Below are 15,831 nucleotides of genomic sequence, written 5' to 3'. Positions count from 1 at the left end.
ATCAACCCTGACGCAGCGACAGGGTGGGCACCTCGCCGCCTTCGGCCAGCGCGGCACCGCGACCGGACAGCGACGGGTTGGTCATGAAATATCGATGCAGATTGAATGGCTTGTCGCCGGGAGCTGTGCGCGTGTAGCTGCCATCGGCGTGAAGCTCCCAGCTTTGTTCATTGTCGATGAGGTTCGCGACCATGACCTGATCGAGCACCTGATCGTGGACCGTCTGGTTATCGATCGGCAGCATATATTCGACCCGGCGATCGAAGTTGCGCGGCATCCAGTCGGCGGATGAAATGTACACGTGCGCGCCATCGTTGGGCAGCCGCGCGCCATTGCCGAAGACCGAGATGCGGCTGTGCTCCAGGAAGCGGCCGACGATCGATTTGACGCGGATATTGTCCGATAGTCCCGGAAGGCGAGGACGAAGGCAGCAGATGCCGCGGACGATAAGCTCGATCTGGACCCCCGCGCTGCTTGCTTCGTAGAGCTTGTCGATAATCGCCGGGTCGACGAGGCTGTTCATCTTCGCCCAGATGACCGCCGGCCGACCGGCCTGTGCGTGCGCGATCTCGGCGTCGATCTCTTCCAGCAGCCGCGTGCGTAGCGACCGGGGGGAGAGAACGACCCGTTCCATGTCCTCCGGCTCGACATAGCCAGTGATGTAGTTGAACATCCGCGCCGCATCACGCCCGATCGCAGGATTGGCGGTGAAAAAGCTAAGATCGGTATAAATCTTGGCGGTGACCGGGTGATAATTGCCGGTGCCGAAGTGGCAGTAGGTGCGGAACTGGCCTGCCTCGCGGCGGACGACCATGGACACCTTGGCGTGCGTCTTCCAGTCGATGAAGCCGTAGACGACCTGCACCCCTGCCCGCTCCAGCGCCGAGGCCCAGAGAAGGTTCTGTTCCTCGTCGAAGCGCGCCTTCAGCTCGACCACGGCGGTCACCGACTTGCCCGCCTCGGCGGCCTGGATCAGCGCGTTGATGACAGCGGACTGCTTGCCGGCGCGATACAGCGTCTGCTTGATCGCAACGACATCGGGATCGTTGGCGGCCTGCTTCAGGAAGGCGAGAACGACGTCGAACGTCTCGTACGGGTGATGGACGATGATGTCCTTGGCTCGAATCGCAGCGAAGCAATCGCCGCTAAACTCCCGGATACGTTCGGGAAAACGCGGGACGAAGGGAACGAACTTCAAGTCCGGCCGGTCTTCCTCGACGATCTGCTCGAGATCGCCGATCCCGAGGAACGAGCCGGATTCGCTGACGAGCGCGCTTTCGCCCAGTTCCTCCCGGAGCACCGTGGAGAGCGATTCCGGCATGCCGGTCTCAAGCTCCAGCCGGATCACGCGGCCGCGGCGGCGGCGCTTGATCGCATTGGCGAAGTAGCGGACGAGATCCTCCGCCTCCTCCTCAAGCTCGATGTCGCTATCTCGCAGGACGCGGAACTCGGCCGCGCCCTCGACGCGGTAGCCGGGGAAGAGCATCGGCGAGAAACGCTTGATGATCGATTCGACCGCGACATAGCGCGCCTCGTCTCCCGGAATGCGGATGAAGCGCTGCATCCCGCTTGGCACCATGACGAGCTCACGAATCGGCTCCTCGTCCGAGATGCGGACGAGGTCGAACATCACGGCCAGCCCCTTGTTGGGGAGGAACGGGAACGGGTGCGCGGGATCGAGTGCCTGCGGCGTCAGGACGGGGAAAAGCTGCTCGCGGAAATGGGTCTGCAGCCAGGCGATCTCCTCCGGCGACAGTGCAGCGTCGATCTTGCTGGAGCCGAGCACATGGATGCCGGCATCGGCCAGCGCATGGCGGATGTCGCGCCAGACATTTTCCTGGCTTGCGAGCAGGTCGTCGGCCTCGGTAGTGATCGGTGCGAGCTGCTGGGATGGTGTCAGGCCATCGGCAGAACGCGCCTCAACCTCCTGCAGTTGCTGGCCTTTCAAGCCGGCAACACGCACCATGAAGAACTCGTCCAGGTTGGAGCCGGAGATGGACAGGAAGCGCAGTCGCTCGAGCAGCGGATGGGCAGGATTGCACGCTTCCTCCAGCACGCGGCGATTGAACGCGAGCCACGACAGCTCGCGGTTGAAATAGCGGTCGGTCGAGCGTTCCTCGAACGGATCGTCATCAGCATCCAGGCGGACCTGGCGGACGGATCGGGTCATTGTGCCTCCGGCGGTTGCGGGATCAACGCCGCAGCCGCCAGCGTGGTCCGTGCCAGAGGGATGGTGAGCCGTTTTCTGCTCTCCATCGCCTCCTGATCGAGCGCATCCACGGTTCTTATGACAGCCAGATGACTCCGTTCGATCCGGGCCACCAGCCATTCGATGAGGTCCGGCCGCGCGTCGAGGCCGCGCTGCGCGAACTTACGCTCGAGAAGCGCGTGCATCAGCGCGTCGTCCGGGGCGCCGATCTCAGCAACCGGCGTAGCCCCCAGTCGGGAGCGAAGATCCGGGAGCGTGATAGACCAATCGGGCGGCGCCCGATCGGCGACGATCAGCAGCGGACGACGATCGGCCTGGGCGCGGTTCCAGGCGTGAAACAGCTCCTCCTCGTCCCGCGCCTGACCATCGTCGATGATCGCGCCGCCGCTCTTCGCCGCAAAGATGCGCGCGAGCAGGCTGCGGCCGGACTTTCGCGGACCGACGAGAAGCGCCGTGCGCACCGGCCACGTTGCCCAGTGATCGAGCACCTGTGCGGCGCGGGCGTTGGACGGCGTGACCAGAAACTCGTCGTCGCGCGGATCAGCCGGCCAGGCCAGCGGAAGCGCGATCTGGCTCATTCCTGCCCCATCATCCGCCGGTGACGTTGTCGGTCGTGATGTCCGGCGGCAACAGGCGCGGCGCGCGGCGGATGCGTAGCGTGGTGCCCGATCCGAACACCTGCCAGCCACGCGCCTCGAGCGCGGCCTTGAACGCCTCCGGAGTGCCGACATAGGCCACCGCCATCACCGAAATGCCGCCAAGTGCGAGACTGCTGGTGTTGGCGGCCGTCACGCCCGGAACACCGCGCAGCGCCGATTCGGTGGCGGTGACAGCGCCCACGGCGGGCGTATCGAACTGGACTGAGATCCCGACCGTGGCGCGGATCGGCTCGTCAGTGACGATCGTCTCGCCGCCCTCGTCATCCTCCGCCGGCTCTTCGGTGGGCGGGACGTAGGAAAGGCCGGGATCGCTCTTCAGATAGCCGGCGCGCAGCGCAGATTGATATGCCTCGTCGAGCCGCTTCACCCCGGCATCGAGAAGCGCCGGAATACCGGCGACGCTGCCGACGCGAAGGGTGAACTGGCTGAGCAAGCGGTTGTCAGGGCCCTGACGGGCCTGGAAGACAGCGATGACCGGGCCACCCGGCCATTGCCGGTAAAGCTTTACGGTCGGCATCAGCACGTCCGACCCGCCATATTGATCGAGTACGGCACGCCACCAACCGCGACCGGGACGCTGCGCCTGGCCGAGGTTCAGCAACAGCGGATCCGGGCCGGTGCCCGTCGGGCGGATATAATCGATGGCCGAGCCGCCGGTGCGATACCGCGCCCAGGCTTCCTGCCAGAGCGTGCGCTGTTCGAAGCCGGTCGCGACGCCGCCCGACCATACAATGGGGATCACCACCATCGGCGGCGAACGCATCACATAGTTGGAGATGCCCAGCATCGCCCCGGCGCGATTACGGTCAAACAGGACGCCGAGCTTTGCGACATAGCGCTTCGGGCCGATCTGCTCATTCTCGACGACGATCCCGGACACGACCGAATCGAGCGTCGAATCCGGGACGAGGCCGCCGCCCGCGCCCAGCCGGCGCGACAGCTGCACCCAGGCCTTGCGCTGGGCGAGGCGCCAGCCGCCGAGGCGGGCGGCATCCGCATCCTTGGCGGCGACATCGACCTGGATCCCGGAGACTTCATAGTCGCTGGAACTGTCGATCGGTGCGACTCCGCGGCCGCCACCCTCGATCTGGGCAAGACCGACGCCGGTACCGAGCACGAGGGCAACGGCAGCGGGAACAAGGAACAGTGGCTTGAGGCGCATGGTCGAGCGCCTTTTGGCGAAGCAGGCGTGGAAATCCAAGCGCGTTGTGGCTAGGCGCTGCCAGCATGAGCGAGAGCGGGTACACATATGAACAGGCCGGGGTGTCAATCGCGGCGGGCAATGCACTGGTGCGCGCGATCGCGCCGCTGGCACGCGCGACGCGGCGGCCGGGCGCGGATGCGGACCTTGGCGGCTTCGGCGGCTTCTTCGATCTGAAGGCTGCCGGCTTCACTGACCCGCTGCTGGTGGCGGCGAATGACGGCGTCGGCACCAAGCTGAAGCTGGCGATCGAGCACAATCGCCACGACGGCGTCGGGATCGACCTGGTCGCGATGTGCGTGAACGACCTGATCGTTCAGGGCGCGGAGCCGCTGTTCTTCCTTGATTATTATGCTTCCGGGAAGCTTGACGCGGCCGTGGCCGAGCGGGTGATCGCCTCGATCGCGGAAGGCTGCCGAATCGCCGGCTGCGCGCTGATTGGCGGCGAGACCGCGGAAATGCCGGGCATGTATGCGGCGGGCGATTACGATCTCGCCGGCTTCTGCGTCGGTGCGGTGGAGCGCGACCGAGTGCTGACCGGCGCAGGCATCGCCGCCGGCGACGTGGTTCTCGGCCTCGCCTCCTCCGGCGTTCATTCGAACGGCTTCTCGCTGGTTCGCCGGCTCGCCGCCGACAAGGGCTGGAAGCTCGACCGCCCGGCACTGTTCGACCCCGAGGTGCTGCTGATCGAGGCGCTGATGGCTCCCACCCGGATCTACGTGAAGAGCCTGTTGCCTCTCGTCACCGCCGGGCGGGTCAAGGGCCTGGCCCACATCACCGGCGGCGGATTGCTGGAGAATATCCCGCGGGTGCTGCCGGCCGGCGCGCATGCGGTGATTGACGCCGATACCTGGAGGCAGCCGCGCCTGATGGCGTTCCTGCAGGCACAGGGGGCAATCGAACCGGAAGAAATGGCCCGCACGTTCAACTGCGGGATCGGCATGGCCGTGGTCGTCGCAGCGGATGCGGCTGACGGGGTGATGGCCGACCTGACGGCGGCCGGCGAAGAGGTGTTCCGCATCGGCAGGATCGAGGAAGGCCAGCGCGGCTGCACCGTCACCGGTTCGACCGAGACATGGAGCGCGCGCGAGGCGTGGACGGCGACGTACAACGCATGACCGCGAAGGTCGGCATCCTCATTTCGGGCCGCGGATCGAACATGCAAGCGCTGGTGGAAGGGGCCGGCGCCGCCTACGAGGTGGTCATCGTGGCCTCCGACAAGCCACAGGCGGCGGGGCTCGCCTGGGCAAGCGAGCGCGGGATTACGACGTTCGCGCTATCGCCGAAGGAGCTTGGCAAGGCGGCTTACGAAGATGCGCTGGACGCCGCGCTTCGCGCCGCCGGCGCCGAATATCTGGCGCTTGCAGGCTATATGCGGCTGCTTTCGGAATCCTTCGTCGCGCGCTGGCGTGGGCGGATCGTCAATATCCATCCGTCCCTGCTGCCCAAGTACAAGGGGCTCGACACCCATGCGCGTGCGATCGAGGCGGGCGATTTGGTGGCAGGCTGCTCCGTCCATCTGGTGACGGAGGAACTCGACGGTGGCGACGTGCTTGGCCAGGCCGAGGTGCCGATCCTGCCGGGCGATACGCCGGACGCCTTGGCCGCCCGCGTACTGGAGGAGGAGCATCGCCTTTATCCGCGCGTTCTGGCACAATGGCTGGAGCGATGACGAACGAGGCGGAGCAGCAACTGGCGCGGATCCGGGAGATCGCGCTGGAATTGCCGGAGACGGTGGAGCGGCTGTCACACGGACAGCCCGGCTTCCTGATCGAGAACGGCAAGTTCTTCGCCTATTTCTGGCATGATCATCACGGGGATGGCGAGACGGCGGTGCTGGTGAAGACCAGTGGCCTCGAAGAACAGGCGATGCTGATCGAGGCGGACCCCAATTGCTATTTCAAGCCGGCATACCTTGGGCCATCGGGCTGGGTGGCGATGCGCCTCGACCGACCGGACACTGACTGGGACCGCGTCAGCGACCGGATCGCGACGAGCTGGGAACTCGTCGCGCCGCGCCGGCTGCTGGAGATGGGCGGGCGATGAGCGAGACGGCGGATCAGGCTGCAACCCGGCGGCGGTGGATTTCGCTTGCCGAGATCGTCGCGGTGTCGGGCGTTATCATCGGCGCGCTTACGCTTTGGATGAACTGGTCAGAACGGCGCAGCGAGGCGCAGGAGAAGGTCGTAGCGGCGCAGGCGGCCTTGGCCGCCGAGGCGCGATTGGCGCTTCATGCCGAACTGGCGAACGGCGGCAAAGAGGTTCGCCTGACCGATCCGGCGCATGACCTGCTTGAGACCACGATCCGCTTCCCGACCACGCTCGCCATCAGGGAGCAGCGACCGGCGACGCCGCGGATCGAGCGGGACTGGTTTGCCGACGCGGTACTGAAGGCCACCGATGGTGGCGCCGACAAGCGCGAGGGACGGCTGCCGGTGCTCGTCTCCACCCGCTACCGGGTCGTCGACAGAACCAGAGAGGGGCAGGCGATCGTCGATGTCGTGTGGCGGACCAATGGCCGGCTGATCGGCGGGCGCACATTGTCGATCGAGTCAGCGCAGGTGCGCGAGCCGGGTGGCAGCGTGAAGCGCATCGACGCGCTGTGGAAGGCTGCGCTCGGCGGCTAAAGCGCCCGGGCGTAGATCACGTCGTCATACCAGCCGCTGCCGACGTTGAACCGGCGCGTGCCGGCCAGCGTGAACCCTTCGCGTTCGTAGAAAGCGCGGGCGAGGTAATTGGTGCCCAGCACGCCGAGCAGCAGGCGCTTGCCGCCCAAGGCCGCCGCGTCCTCGATCGCCTGCGCCATCAGACGGTGGCCAAGGCCGGTGCCGCGCGTGATCGACAGCGCGTAGATGCGGCGCAGTTCCACGTCGCCGGGTTGCGGCGGCAGTGGAAGATCAGGCGTAGTGATGACGGAATAGCCGACCGGCGCGTCGCCGTCCAGGTGCGTCGCGAGCGACACGACGCTGGCAGGATCCCCTGCCCAGCCGGTGAACTTTTCCACCGAACTGTTGCGCGTGCAATGCGCGACGATGTCCTCGCCCGGGAGGATCCCGGCGAAGGTTTCGAGGAAGCTGGCGGCCGCGACCATCGACACCGCTGGCGCATCCGCTGCAGTGGCGCGGCGCAGCCGCCAGTTTCCGGTCATCGGATCAGCCGACGATTTCTTCGGGCTTGAAGAAGTACGCGATCTCGATCGCGGCATTCTCTTCGGAGTCCGAACCGTGGACCGAATTTGCCTCGATCGACTCGGCCAGTTCCTTGCGGATCGTGCCCGGCGCGGCGTTCTCGGGGTTCGTCGCGCCCATGATGTCACGGTTGCGCTGAACGGCGTTCTCGCCCTCGAGCACCTGAACCACGACCGGGCCCGAGATCATGAACGAGACGAGATCGTTGAAGAACGGGCGCTCCTTGTGGACCGCGTAGAAGCCCTCGGCCTGCTCCTTGGTCATCTGGATGCGCTTGGAAGCGACGACGCGCAGGCCGGCCTCCTCCAGCATCTTGGTGACAGCGCCCGTCAGGTTGCGACGGGTCGCATCGGGCTTGATGATCGAAAAGGTACGGGTGGCGGCCATGATGGTCGCTTGCTCCTGTGTATGAGAATGTCGGAAACTGCGGCGCGCGTTAGCGGGGGGATGGCCCGAGCGCAACCATTGCGCGGCGGAGCGTCAGGCCGCCTGTTCCCACTTCCCCGCCTCGTTCTGTTTCCAGTAGCGGCGCTCAACCTCCGCATGGGCAGCGAGGCTCTTCCACGCGGCGCGCGCGGCATCGATCCGGTCCTCGTCGAAGAAGTGGAAGACGCGGGTGAAGCTTAGCGCCTCGTCGCGCCATGTGCCGTCCACCAGCGCGATGTGCTTCGCGCCGTTGGCCGCGGTCACCTCCGGCGCGATGAGGATCGGCTGCGCGGCGTCGTCGCCGGTGCCTGCCCGCGCATGCGGCAGGAAGCTTTCCGGCGTGTATTCCCAGAGCAGCCGATCGAGCGAGGACTGCTGGTTTTCGTCTGACGAAACGATCACCAGCCGCTCGCCACCCGCCAGCACGCGCTCGGCGATGCGCGGGAGCGCCCGCTCGAGCGGCATGCTGGTCAGGTGGTAGAAGTCGACCTGCATCAGCCCTCGAAATTGCTGGCAATGAAGGTGTCGAGGATGCGCACGCCGTAGCCGGTCGCGCCCTTGCCCCAGGTGGGTCCGTCCTTGTCCGACCAGACCATGCCGGCGATGTCGAGGTGCGCCCACTTCACGCCATCCTCGACGAAGCGCTGGATGAACTGCGCCGCGGTGATCGAGCCGCCGCCGCGCGGGCCGACGTTCTTCATATCCGCGATCGGGCTGTCGATCAGCTTGTCGTAGCCGCTGGAGAGCGGGAAGCGCCACAGCAGGTCGCCGCTCGTCTTGCTTGCAGCGAGCAGTTGATCGGCAAGCGCATCGTCATTGGCGAAGAGACCGCCCATCTCGTTGCCGAGGCTGACGATCATCGCGCCGGTGAGCGTCGCGAGATCGACGATCGTCTTCACCTTGTGCGTCCGCTGCACCCAGGTGACGCAATCACACAGGACGAGGCGCCCTTCCGCGTCGGTGTTGATCACCTCGATCGTCTGGCCGGACATGGAGGTAACGACGTCACCCGGGCGCTGCGCATTGCCGTCGGGCATGTTCTCGACGAGGCCCATGACGCCGATGACGTTCGCTTTTGCCTTGCGCAGCGCGAGCGCCTTCATCGTGCCGGCAACGGCGCCAGCGCCGCCCATGTCCCACTTCATGTCTTCCATGCCGCCGGCGGGCTTGATCGAGATGCCGCCGGTGTCGAACGTCACCCCCTTGCCGACGAGCGCCACGGCAGGATCGCCCTCGCCTGCCCCGTTCCAGCGCAGCGCGAGGATGCGCGCTTCACGCCGCGAGCCCTGCGAAACGCCAAGCAGTGCACCCATGCCAAGTTCCTGCATCGCCGCTTCATCGACGACGGTGATCTCGAGGCCCAGACCTTCGACGTCCTTCGTCACCCGTTCGACGAAGCTGTCCGGGTAGAGGATGTTGGCCGGCAGCGTCACAAGCGTCTTGGTGAGTTCCAGCCCCTTGGTCACCGCGTCTCGGGCCGTCCACGCGGCATCGATGCCCTCAGGCGCGCCGACGATGGTGATGTCGGTCAGCGTCGGCTTCGCATCGGCGGGGAGCTTCGTGCGGTACACGTCGTAGCGCCATGCGCGCTGCGACGCCCCCGCGGCGAGACGCGCCGCCGCCTCGGCAGTGGCGCGGGTGCCGGAGAGATCAACGGTGACGGCCGTGACGCCGGAGGTGAGCAGCCGCGCGGTGAGTGCGCCGCCCGCCCACTCGTAACCGGCATCGTCACCGCTGCCGACGCCCAGCAGGAGCACCCGACCAGACGGCACGTAAGCCTCGGCCACGCTGCCCGCCTCGCCCTTGAACCGCTGTCCGGAGGCCGCCGCGACGACCAGCGCGAGCGCGGCATCGTCGAGGCCCGGGACGGCGATCTTCTCGGCGCCGTCCTTCGTTACGGGATAGGCGATGATCGATGAAGCCTCGGATCGCGAGGAGGCGAAGGTAACGTTCATGACAGATCCTTTTGTATCGAAGTGCATCTAGGGATTTGCATCGCCGGTGGCAAAGCGTTGCAGCCGCTCGCCTGCGATGCGATAGGGCCAACACCGCCGCGCCATTCCGGCAGCGGAACGGGGGCTTCAGTTTTGCGGGTAAGTGGGTGACGCGTCTCGACCTTCTGGCCAGTTGCTCGCGACCGCTGGCCCTGTGCGCCGCGCTCGCGATCGCGGGAACGGCGAGCGCGCAGGATCTCCAGAACCGCCCCGTCGATCCGCCGCCGTTCGAAGCGGAAGCGGCGCCGGCCAACGATGAGCAGGTCAATTTCAGCGCCGGAACGCTGGAATATGACTACGAGGCCGACATCGTCACGGCCACCAACGACGTCAGGATGCTGCGCGGGGGCGAGCGATTGCGCGCCGATCGTGTGGTGTGGAACCGCAAGACCGGCCAGGTGCTCGCGACCGGCAATATCGCGGTCACCAATCCCCAGGGCGACACAGCCTATGGCGATTCGATCGAGCTGACCGATTCGCTGAAGGACGGCATGGTCGCCAACATGCTGGTGGTGCTGCAGCGTGGCGGCCGGCTGGCGGCAGAAAAAGGAACCCGACAGGAAGACGGCACCATATCGCTCGATCGCGCTGCCTATACCGGCTGCTCAGTGATTGATTCCGAAGGCTGCCCGAAGGAGCCGACCTGGAAAGTGACGGCGGTGCGCGTGATGTATCGCCCGGATCGCGAGCGCGTTTACTACACGGGCGCGCAGATCCACCTGTTCGGCCTGCCCTCCATCCCGTTGCCAAAATTCTCGCATCCGGTGGGCGAGGCGAATGCCAGCGGCCTGCTCGCCCCGATCATCAGCTATGACCGCGTGAACGGCGTGGAGCTGGCGACGCCCTATTTCTTCCGCCTGGCGCCGAACCGCAGCGCGACCATCACGCCGCACTTCTACACGAACGTGCTGCCGATGATCGAGGCGAACTACCAGCAACTGAGCGAGATCGGGGCGTTCAGTATCACGGGCTATGGCACCGTCAGCCGGCGAAGCGACGATCTGGCAAGCGGCTTCACCTCGTCCACCGAACGGGCATTCCGTGGCTATCTGAACGGCGTCGGGCGTTTCCAGCTGGATCCGAACTGGAGCCTGTCAGGATCGATGCGGCTGGTGACGGACCGCACCTTCCTGCGTCGCTACGATATCTGGGGTGGTGACCGCCTGCGGACGACCTTCGCGCTCGAGCGGGTCGATCAGAACAGCTATTTCTCGCTGGCGGGCTGGGCCGTGCAGACGCTTCGCGTCGGCGAGCGCCAAGGCCTGCAGCCGGTGGCGCTTCCCGAAATCGATTACCGCCACCGGTTCAGGGAAGACGTGCTGGGCGGCACCGTGCAGCTGCAGCTCAACACGCTGGCGCTGGGGCGGAAGGCCGGCCAGGACACGCAGCGGGCGTTCGCGGGCGTTCGGTGGGACCTGCGTCGCCTGACCAACTGGGGCCAGGAGATCACCTTCACCGCTTATGGCCGCGCAGACGCGTATCACACCGATCACGCGCAGCTGAGCGACATCGCCGCCTATCGCGGCATCGAGGGCTTCCAGGGTCGGGCCGTCGGGGCGCTGGCGGTGGACGTGCGGTGGCCGCTGATCGGGGCGTTCGGCAAAGGCACGCAGCAGCTGACGCCTCGCCTGCAGATCGTCGCCTCGCCTAAGATCAAGAATCTGGAAGTGCCGAATGAAGATTCGCGCGCCATCGATCTTGAGGAATCCAACCTGTTCGCGCTGAACCGCTTCCCGGGCTACGACCGTTGGGAAGACTCGACCCGCGCCACTTATGGCCTTGAGTGGCGGGTCGACCTGCCGGGCTTTAGCGCCGACGCAGTCGTGGGGCAGAGCTATCGCCTGGATGACCGGCCGACGATCCTTCCGCCCGGCACGGGGCTGAGCGATCGCTTCTCGGACATCGTGGGGCGGACCACTATCCGCTTCCGCGATCTGGTGTCCTTCACCCACCGCTATCGTCTCGACAAGAGTGGCTTGTCCGTTCGGCGCAACGAGATCGACGCGACGATCGGCTCCACCAGCACCTATGCGCTGATCGGCTATCTGCGCCTCGACCGAGATATTGCGGAACTGGAGGACCTTCAGGACCGCGAGGAGATCCGGGTTGCCGGCCGCGTGCAGTTTGCCCGCTTCTGGTCCGCCTTCGGGTCTGCGCTGGTTGACCTAACCGACCGCAGCGATGACGTGTTCTCGCTGTCCGACGGCTTCGATCCGATCCGGCACCGGCTGGGCGTCCAATATGAGGACGACTGCCTCACACTCGGCGTGACGTGGCGTCGCGACTATCGCACGACGGGTGACGCGCGCCGCGGCAACAGCTTCCTCTTGACGCTGGCGTTCAAGAACCTCGGCCGCTAAGCCATCGTTCAGCTGAATTCGCGCAATGCCGCGGTAGCGAAACGGCGCGCAATATAGGGTTCCTTATCAAGTGACGACGATGGGCAAGAAGGCGGCGCGGTTCGGCCGCCTCGCGGGGATCACGTTGGCGCTGGCAGCGGCCGGGGCAGCATTTGGCCAGCAGGTCGAACAGGATCAGTCGTTGCCGGACAATACGGGGCTCAACATCCCGCAGAACCTGCAGATCTTCGGGAAGGTCGACCCGAACGTCCGCAAGGCGACCGCGATCGTCAACGATAATGTCATCACCGGCACTGATGTCGACCAGCGCGTGGGGCTGATCAAGGCCGCCAACAACGCCAAGCTGACCGACGAGGAAGCCGATCGCCTGAAGCTGCAGGTGCTGCGCCAGCTGATCGACGAGGTGCTGCAGATCCAGCAGGCCAAGACGGCCGATGTGACGATCAGCCAGCAGGAGCTGTCACAGAGCTTCGAGCGTATCGCGAAGAATTTCGGTCGCACGCCGGACGAGTTTCGCAAGTTCCTGATTTCCGAGGGCTCCTCGGAGCGGTCCATTCTGCGGCAGATCGAGGCGGAGCTCGCCTGGCAACGCTATCTGCGCCGTCGCGTCGAGCCGTTCGTCAACGTCGGCGAGGAAGAGGTGAAGGCGATCCTGGATCGTCTGGAGGCAGCCAAGGGCACCGAGGAGTTCCACCTCAACGAAATCTACCTGTCGGCGACGCCGGACCAGACCGAGCAGGTCTACGCCAATGCGCGCCAGCTGATCGGCGAGATTCAGAAGGGCCAGGCGCCGTTCGGCTATTTCGCGCGCAACTTCTCCGAAGCGTCGACGCGCGGCGTGAACGGCGACCTCGGCTGGGTGCGCGCGGCGCAGCTGCCGCCGGAGCTGGCAACGGCAGCGGCGCAGATGCAGGTCGGGCAGGTGATCGGCCCGATCCAGGTGCCGGGCGGTTTCTCGATCCTGTATCTCGTGGACAAGCGGCAGGTGCTGATGGCGAATGCGCGTGACGCGAAGCTCAGCCTGAAGCAGATGACGATCAAGTTCCCGCCGGGCACCACCCAGGCCCAGGCATCGAAGCGTACTGCCGATTTCGCCAAGACGGTCTCGACGCTGCAGGGCTGCGGGACGGTGGAAAAGGTTGCGGCGAACATCAACGCCGAGGTGGTGCAGAACGACGCGATCCGCGTGCGCGATCTGCCCGCCCCGCTACAGGAGATCATGCTCCAGCTGCAGGTCGGCCAGGCCACCCCGCCGTTCGGTAACCCGAGCGAGGGCGTGCGAACCCTGGTGCTGTGTGGGCGCGACGACGTGAGTGGTGGCCAGCTGCCGGGCGCGGAGCAGATCCAGAACCAGCTGGAGCAGCAGCGGGTGAACCTGCGCGCGCAGCAGGCGTTGCGTGATTTGCGGCGTGACGCCGTGGTGGAGTATCGCTGAGATCATTGTGACTGCACCTTTGGCCGTCTCGATCGGCGATCCCGCGGGGATCGGCCCTGAGATCATCGCAAAGGCTTGGGCCGCGCGTGACGCGGCAGAACTGCCGCCCTTCTTCGCCGTGGGTGATGCGCGGGCGATCGAGCGCGTGTGGAACGGGCCGATCGCGAAGATCGACGATCTGGACTCAGCTTCGAACGCCTTTCGCGATGCCTTGCCGGTGCTGACTATTGAGGATGCGGGCGAGATTACGCCTGGCTATCCCGATGTCGAGGGTGCGCGCTGTGCCCTCCAGTCGCTCGAATTGGCGGCGGGCTTGGCGCGATCAGGCGCGGCGCGCGCGCTGGTGACTGGGCCGGTATCGAAGGCGCAATTGTACGAGATCGGTTTCACCCATCCGGGACAGACCGAATTCGTCGCGGAGCGCTGCGGCGTGGCGCCAGAGAACGCGGTGATGATGCTGGCAGGGCCGACGCTGCGCGTTGTTCCGATGACGACGCACGTTCCGCTAGCCCAGGTATCCTCGCTGCTGTCGATTGAGCTGATCGTTGCCAAGGCACAGGTGACGGCGCGCGGGCTGAAGCGCAACTTCGGCATCACGAAGCCGCGGCTCGCCTTTGCTGGCTTCAACCCCCACGCGGGCGAATCAGGAGCGATCGGGCGCGAGGAGATCGAGATCATCGAGCCGGCGATCGCGCAATTGCGTGAAGAAGGGATCGATGCGGTCGGGCCGTTCGCGGCCGACACCCTGTTCCACGCGCGGGCGCGCGCGAACTACGATGCAGTCATGTGCTGCTATCACGATCAGGCGCTGGTGCCGCTGAAGACGCTTCACTTTGACGAAGGCGTGAACATCACGCTGGGCCTGCCGATCGTGCGTACTTCGCCGGATCATGGCACGGCGTTCAACCTCGCCGGCGAGAACCGGGCGGAGCCGGGCGCGATGATAGCAGCAATACGAATGGCCGGGGAAGCGGCGTCGCAGCGCGCGGCCTGCGCCATATCGTGACCGAGCTTCCGCCGCTGCGCGAGGTGATCGCGCGGCATGGATTGAGCGCTTCCAAGGCGCTTGGCCAGAACTTCCTGTTCGACGCTCAATTGCTGGCGCGGATCGCCCGGATACCAGGGGATCTGACGGACGCCGAAGTGCTGGAAATCGGCCCCGGCCCCGGGGGCCTGACGCGAGCTTTGCTAGGCGCGGGCGCGCGGGTGACGGCGATCGAGCGGGATCGGCGTTGCATCCCGGCTCTCGAAGAACTGGGCGAGGCCTTTCCCGGGCAGCTCAAGGTGATCGAGGGCGATGCGCTGACGATCGACCCGCGGACGTTGTTCGACGGCAAGCCGCACATTGCGGCGAACCTGCCATACAATATCGGCACGGCGCTGCTGGTCGGTTGGCTGTCGGCGTCCTGGCTGCCGTGGTGGCAATCGCTGACGCTGATGTTCCAGCGCGAAGTCGCCGAGCGGATCGTGGCTGCGCCAGGAAGCGACGCCTATGGCCGGCTGGCCGTGCTGTCGCAGTGGCGCAGCACGGCGCGGATCGCGATGCCAGTGCATCGATCCGCGTTCACGCCGCCGCCCAAGGTGATGTCCGCCGTCGTTCACATCGAACCGACCGCCGAGCCCGAAGGCGTGAAGCTTGGCAAGCTGGAGGCCCTGACCGCGGCGGCGTTCGGCCAGCGGCGCAAGATGCTGCGCCAGAGCCTGCGCAGCGTTCCCGGTGCGCTCGACGCGCTGGAAGCGCAAGGGATCGATCCGACGCGACGGGCGGAGACGGTGAGCGTCGCCGAGTTCGTGGCGCTGGCCCGGCGCCTCAGCGCCTGAGCCGGGCCCGAGCGGTTACTCCTTCGCGGTCGTCGGCTTTGCCGGGACGACTTGCGCCGTCGTGACCGGCGGGCCTTTGGCGATGACGGCAGCAAGCTCATTCGCCTGCGGGCACGCCGTCTTGCACAGCGCCTTGACGCGGGCGAGGTTCTCCTTCGCCCGCGTGACGGCGCCCTTAGCGACCAGCGCCTCCCCCTGCCCCTTCAGCGCGTTGATGTCGTTTGGCTCGAGCACCAGAGCCTCGCGATAGAGCCGGATCGCCTTGCCCGGCAGGCCGCGGGCTTCTGCCACTTCGGCGAGGACGATGAACGCCTGGCGATTGCGCGGATCGACCGCCACGGCAGTTTCGAGAAGGTCAGTCGCGCCGTCGAGATCGCCGGATGCCTTGGCGGCCTTGCCCTGTTGCAGCAGCGCCAGCGACTTTGCGTCGATCTGATCGTCCGGGCGCTGACCGTGCAGCGAGGTCGAGATCGAGACCATCGTGAGAGCGGCGGCCACGGCGACGGAGGTATAGCGCATCAAGGGCTCCAGGTTCGGC

General features: G+C 66.2%; 16 protein-coding genes. 8 read left to right on the top strand and 8 right to left on the bottom strand.

What is annotated here, in order from left to right; genetic code table 11:
* Position 1 precedes the first annotated feature (1 nt).
* The 3 genes from ACH0CP_RS12245 to ACH0CP_RS12235 are packed head-to-tail and all read right to left on the bottom strand — an operon-like array spanning position 2 to position 4,030.
* The gene (locus ACH0CP_RS12245) at positions 2-2,170 is read right to left on the bottom strand and encodes an RNA degradosome polyphosphate kinase (RefSeq protein ID WP_294441529.1); all 2,169 of its coding nucleotides are present in this window, start codon (positions 2,168-2,170) and stop codon (positions 2-4) included.
* Positions 2,167-2,787, bottom strand: coding sequence for an HdaA/DnaA family protein (locus tag ACH0CP_RS12240; RefSeq protein ID WP_406875756.1), 621 nt, complete (start codon positions 2,785-2,787; stop codon positions 2,167-2,169). The genes ACH0CP_RS12245 and ACH0CP_RS12240 overlap by 4 nt, the downstream gene beginning before the upstream one ends.
* 10 nt (positions 2,788-2,797) lie before the next feature.
* On the bottom strand, positions 2,798-4,030 hold the full coding sequence (locus ACH0CP_RS12235) for a heavy-metal-associated domain-containing protein (protein WP_406889214.1): 1,233 nt from the start codon (positions 4,028-4,030) through the stop codon (positions 2,798-2,800).
* Positions 4,031-4,095: 65 nt separating this feature from the next.
* Between ACH0CP_RS12235 and purM the strand changes: the two genes are divergently transcribed.
* Genes purM through ACH0CP_RS12215 form a run of 4 tightly spaced genes read left to right on the top strand, consistent with a single transcriptional unit; the run spans position 4,096 to position 6,696 of the window.
* Positions 4,096-5,187, top strand: coding sequence for a phosphoribosylformylglycinamidine cyclo-ligase (purM, locus tag ACH0CP_RS12230; protein ID WP_406889212.1), 1,092 nt, complete (start codon positions 4,096-4,098; stop codon positions 5,185-5,187).
* Positions 5,184-5,741: a phosphoribosylglycinamide formyltransferase gene (purN, locus tag ACH0CP_RS12225; protein ID WP_294441535.1), complete on the top strand. Its 558-nt coding sequence runs from the start codon at positions 5,184-5,186 to the stop codon at positions 5,739-5,741. The genes purM and purN overlap by 4 nt, the downstream gene beginning before the upstream one ends.
* Positions 5,738-6,115 carry an MmcQ/YjbR family DNA-binding protein gene (locus ACH0CP_RS12220; RefSeq protein ID WP_294441536.1) on the top strand — a complete coding sequence of 126 codons (378 nt, stop codon included), beginning with the start codon at positions 5,738-5,740 and terminating at the stop codon, positions 6,113-6,115. Before purN ends, ACH0CP_RS12220 begins: the two co-directional genes overlap by 4 nt.
* Positions 6,112-6,696 carry a hypothetical protein gene (locus tag ACH0CP_RS12215; RefSeq protein ID WP_406889210.1) on the top strand — a complete coding sequence of 195 codons (585 nt, stop codon included), beginning with the start codon at positions 6,112-6,114 and terminating at the stop codon, positions 6,694-6,696. The genes ACH0CP_RS12220 and ACH0CP_RS12215 overlap by 4 nt, the downstream gene beginning before the upstream one ends.
* Here the strand turns inward: ACH0CP_RS12215 and ACH0CP_RS12210 are convergent.
* The 4 genes from ACH0CP_RS12210 to ACH0CP_RS12195 form a co-directional block, all read right to left on the bottom strand.
* Positions 6,693-7,217, bottom strand: a complete 525-nt coding sequence (locus ACH0CP_RS12210) for an N-acetyltransferase family protein (RefSeq protein ID WP_406889208.1) — start codon at positions 7,215-7,217, stop codon at positions 6,693-6,695. The genes ACH0CP_RS12215 and ACH0CP_RS12210 overlap by 4 nt on opposite strands.
* Before the next feature lie 4 nt (positions 7,218-7,221).
* The gene (gene ndk / locus ACH0CP_RS12205) at positions 7,222-7,644 is read right to left on the bottom strand and encodes a nucleoside-diphosphate kinase (protein WP_294441539.1); all 423 of its coding nucleotides are present in this window, start codon (positions 7,642-7,644) and stop codon (positions 7,222-7,224) included.
* 93 nt (positions 7,645-7,737) lie between these two features.
* A complete protein-coding gene (locus ACH0CP_RS12200) occupies positions 7,738-8,178 on the bottom strand; it encodes a DNA polymerase III subunit chi (RefSeq protein WP_406889206.1) in 441 nt (146 codons plus the stop codon).
* The gene (locus ACH0CP_RS12195; RefSeq protein WP_406889204.1) at positions 8,178-9,638 is read right to left on the bottom strand and encodes a leucyl aminopeptidase; all 1,461 of its coding nucleotides are present in this window, start codon (positions 9,636-9,638) and stop codon (positions 8,178-8,180) included. The genes ACH0CP_RS12200 and ACH0CP_RS12195 overlap by 1 nt, the downstream gene beginning before the upstream one ends.
* A gap of 146 nt (positions 9,639-9,784) precedes the next feature.
* Here ACH0CP_RS12195 and ACH0CP_RS12190 point away from each other — a divergent pair, with 146 nt between their 5' ends.
* From ACH0CP_RS12190 to rsmA, 4 genes are all read left to right on the top strand, one after another.
* Positions 9,785-12,037: an LPS-assembly protein LptD gene (locus ACH0CP_RS12190; protein ID WP_406889202.1), complete on the top strand. Its 2,253-nt coding sequence runs from the start codon at positions 9,785-9,787 to the stop codon at positions 12,035-12,037.
* 79 nt (positions 12,038-12,116) lie between these two features.
* Positions 12,117-13,472: a peptidylprolyl isomerase gene (locus ACH0CP_RS12185; protein ID WP_406889300.1), complete on the top strand. Its 1,356-nt coding sequence runs from the start codon at positions 12,117-12,119 to the stop codon at positions 13,470-13,472.
* 7 nt (positions 13,473-13,479) lie between these two features.
* On the top strand, positions 13,480-14,478 hold the full coding sequence (pdxA, locus tag ACH0CP_RS12180) for a 4-hydroxythreonine-4-phosphate dehydrogenase PdxA (RefSeq protein WP_406889200.1): 999 nt from the start codon (positions 13,480-13,482) through the stop codon (positions 14,476-14,478).
* A complete protein-coding gene (gene rsmA, locus ACH0CP_RS12175; RefSeq protein WP_406889198.1) occupies positions 14,475-15,293 on the top strand; it encodes a 16S rRNA (adenine(1518)-N(6)/adenine(1519)-N(6))-dimethyltransferase RsmA in 819 nt (272 codons plus the stop codon). The genes pdxA and rsmA overlap by 4 nt, the downstream gene beginning before the upstream one ends.
* A 15-nt stretch (positions 15,294-15,308) precedes the next feature.
* On the opposite strand, the gene ACH0CP_RS12170 is transcribed toward rsmA, so the two are convergent.
* Positions 15,309-15,812, bottom strand: coding sequence for a tetratricopeptide repeat protein (locus tag ACH0CP_RS12170; RefSeq protein WP_294441544.1), 504 nt, complete (start codon positions 15,810-15,812; stop codon positions 15,309-15,311).
* Positions 15,813-15,831 lie beyond the last annotated feature (19 nt).

It is taken from the genome of Sphingomonas sp. 179-I 2A4 NHS, from assembly GCF_045369135.1.
GTDB lineage: Bacteria > Pseudomonadota > Alphaproteobacteria > Sphingomonadales > Sphingomonadaceae > Sphingomonas.
Note: the sequence above shows the minus strand (reverse complement) of the source record. Positions and strands in the feature narration are given on the sequence as shown.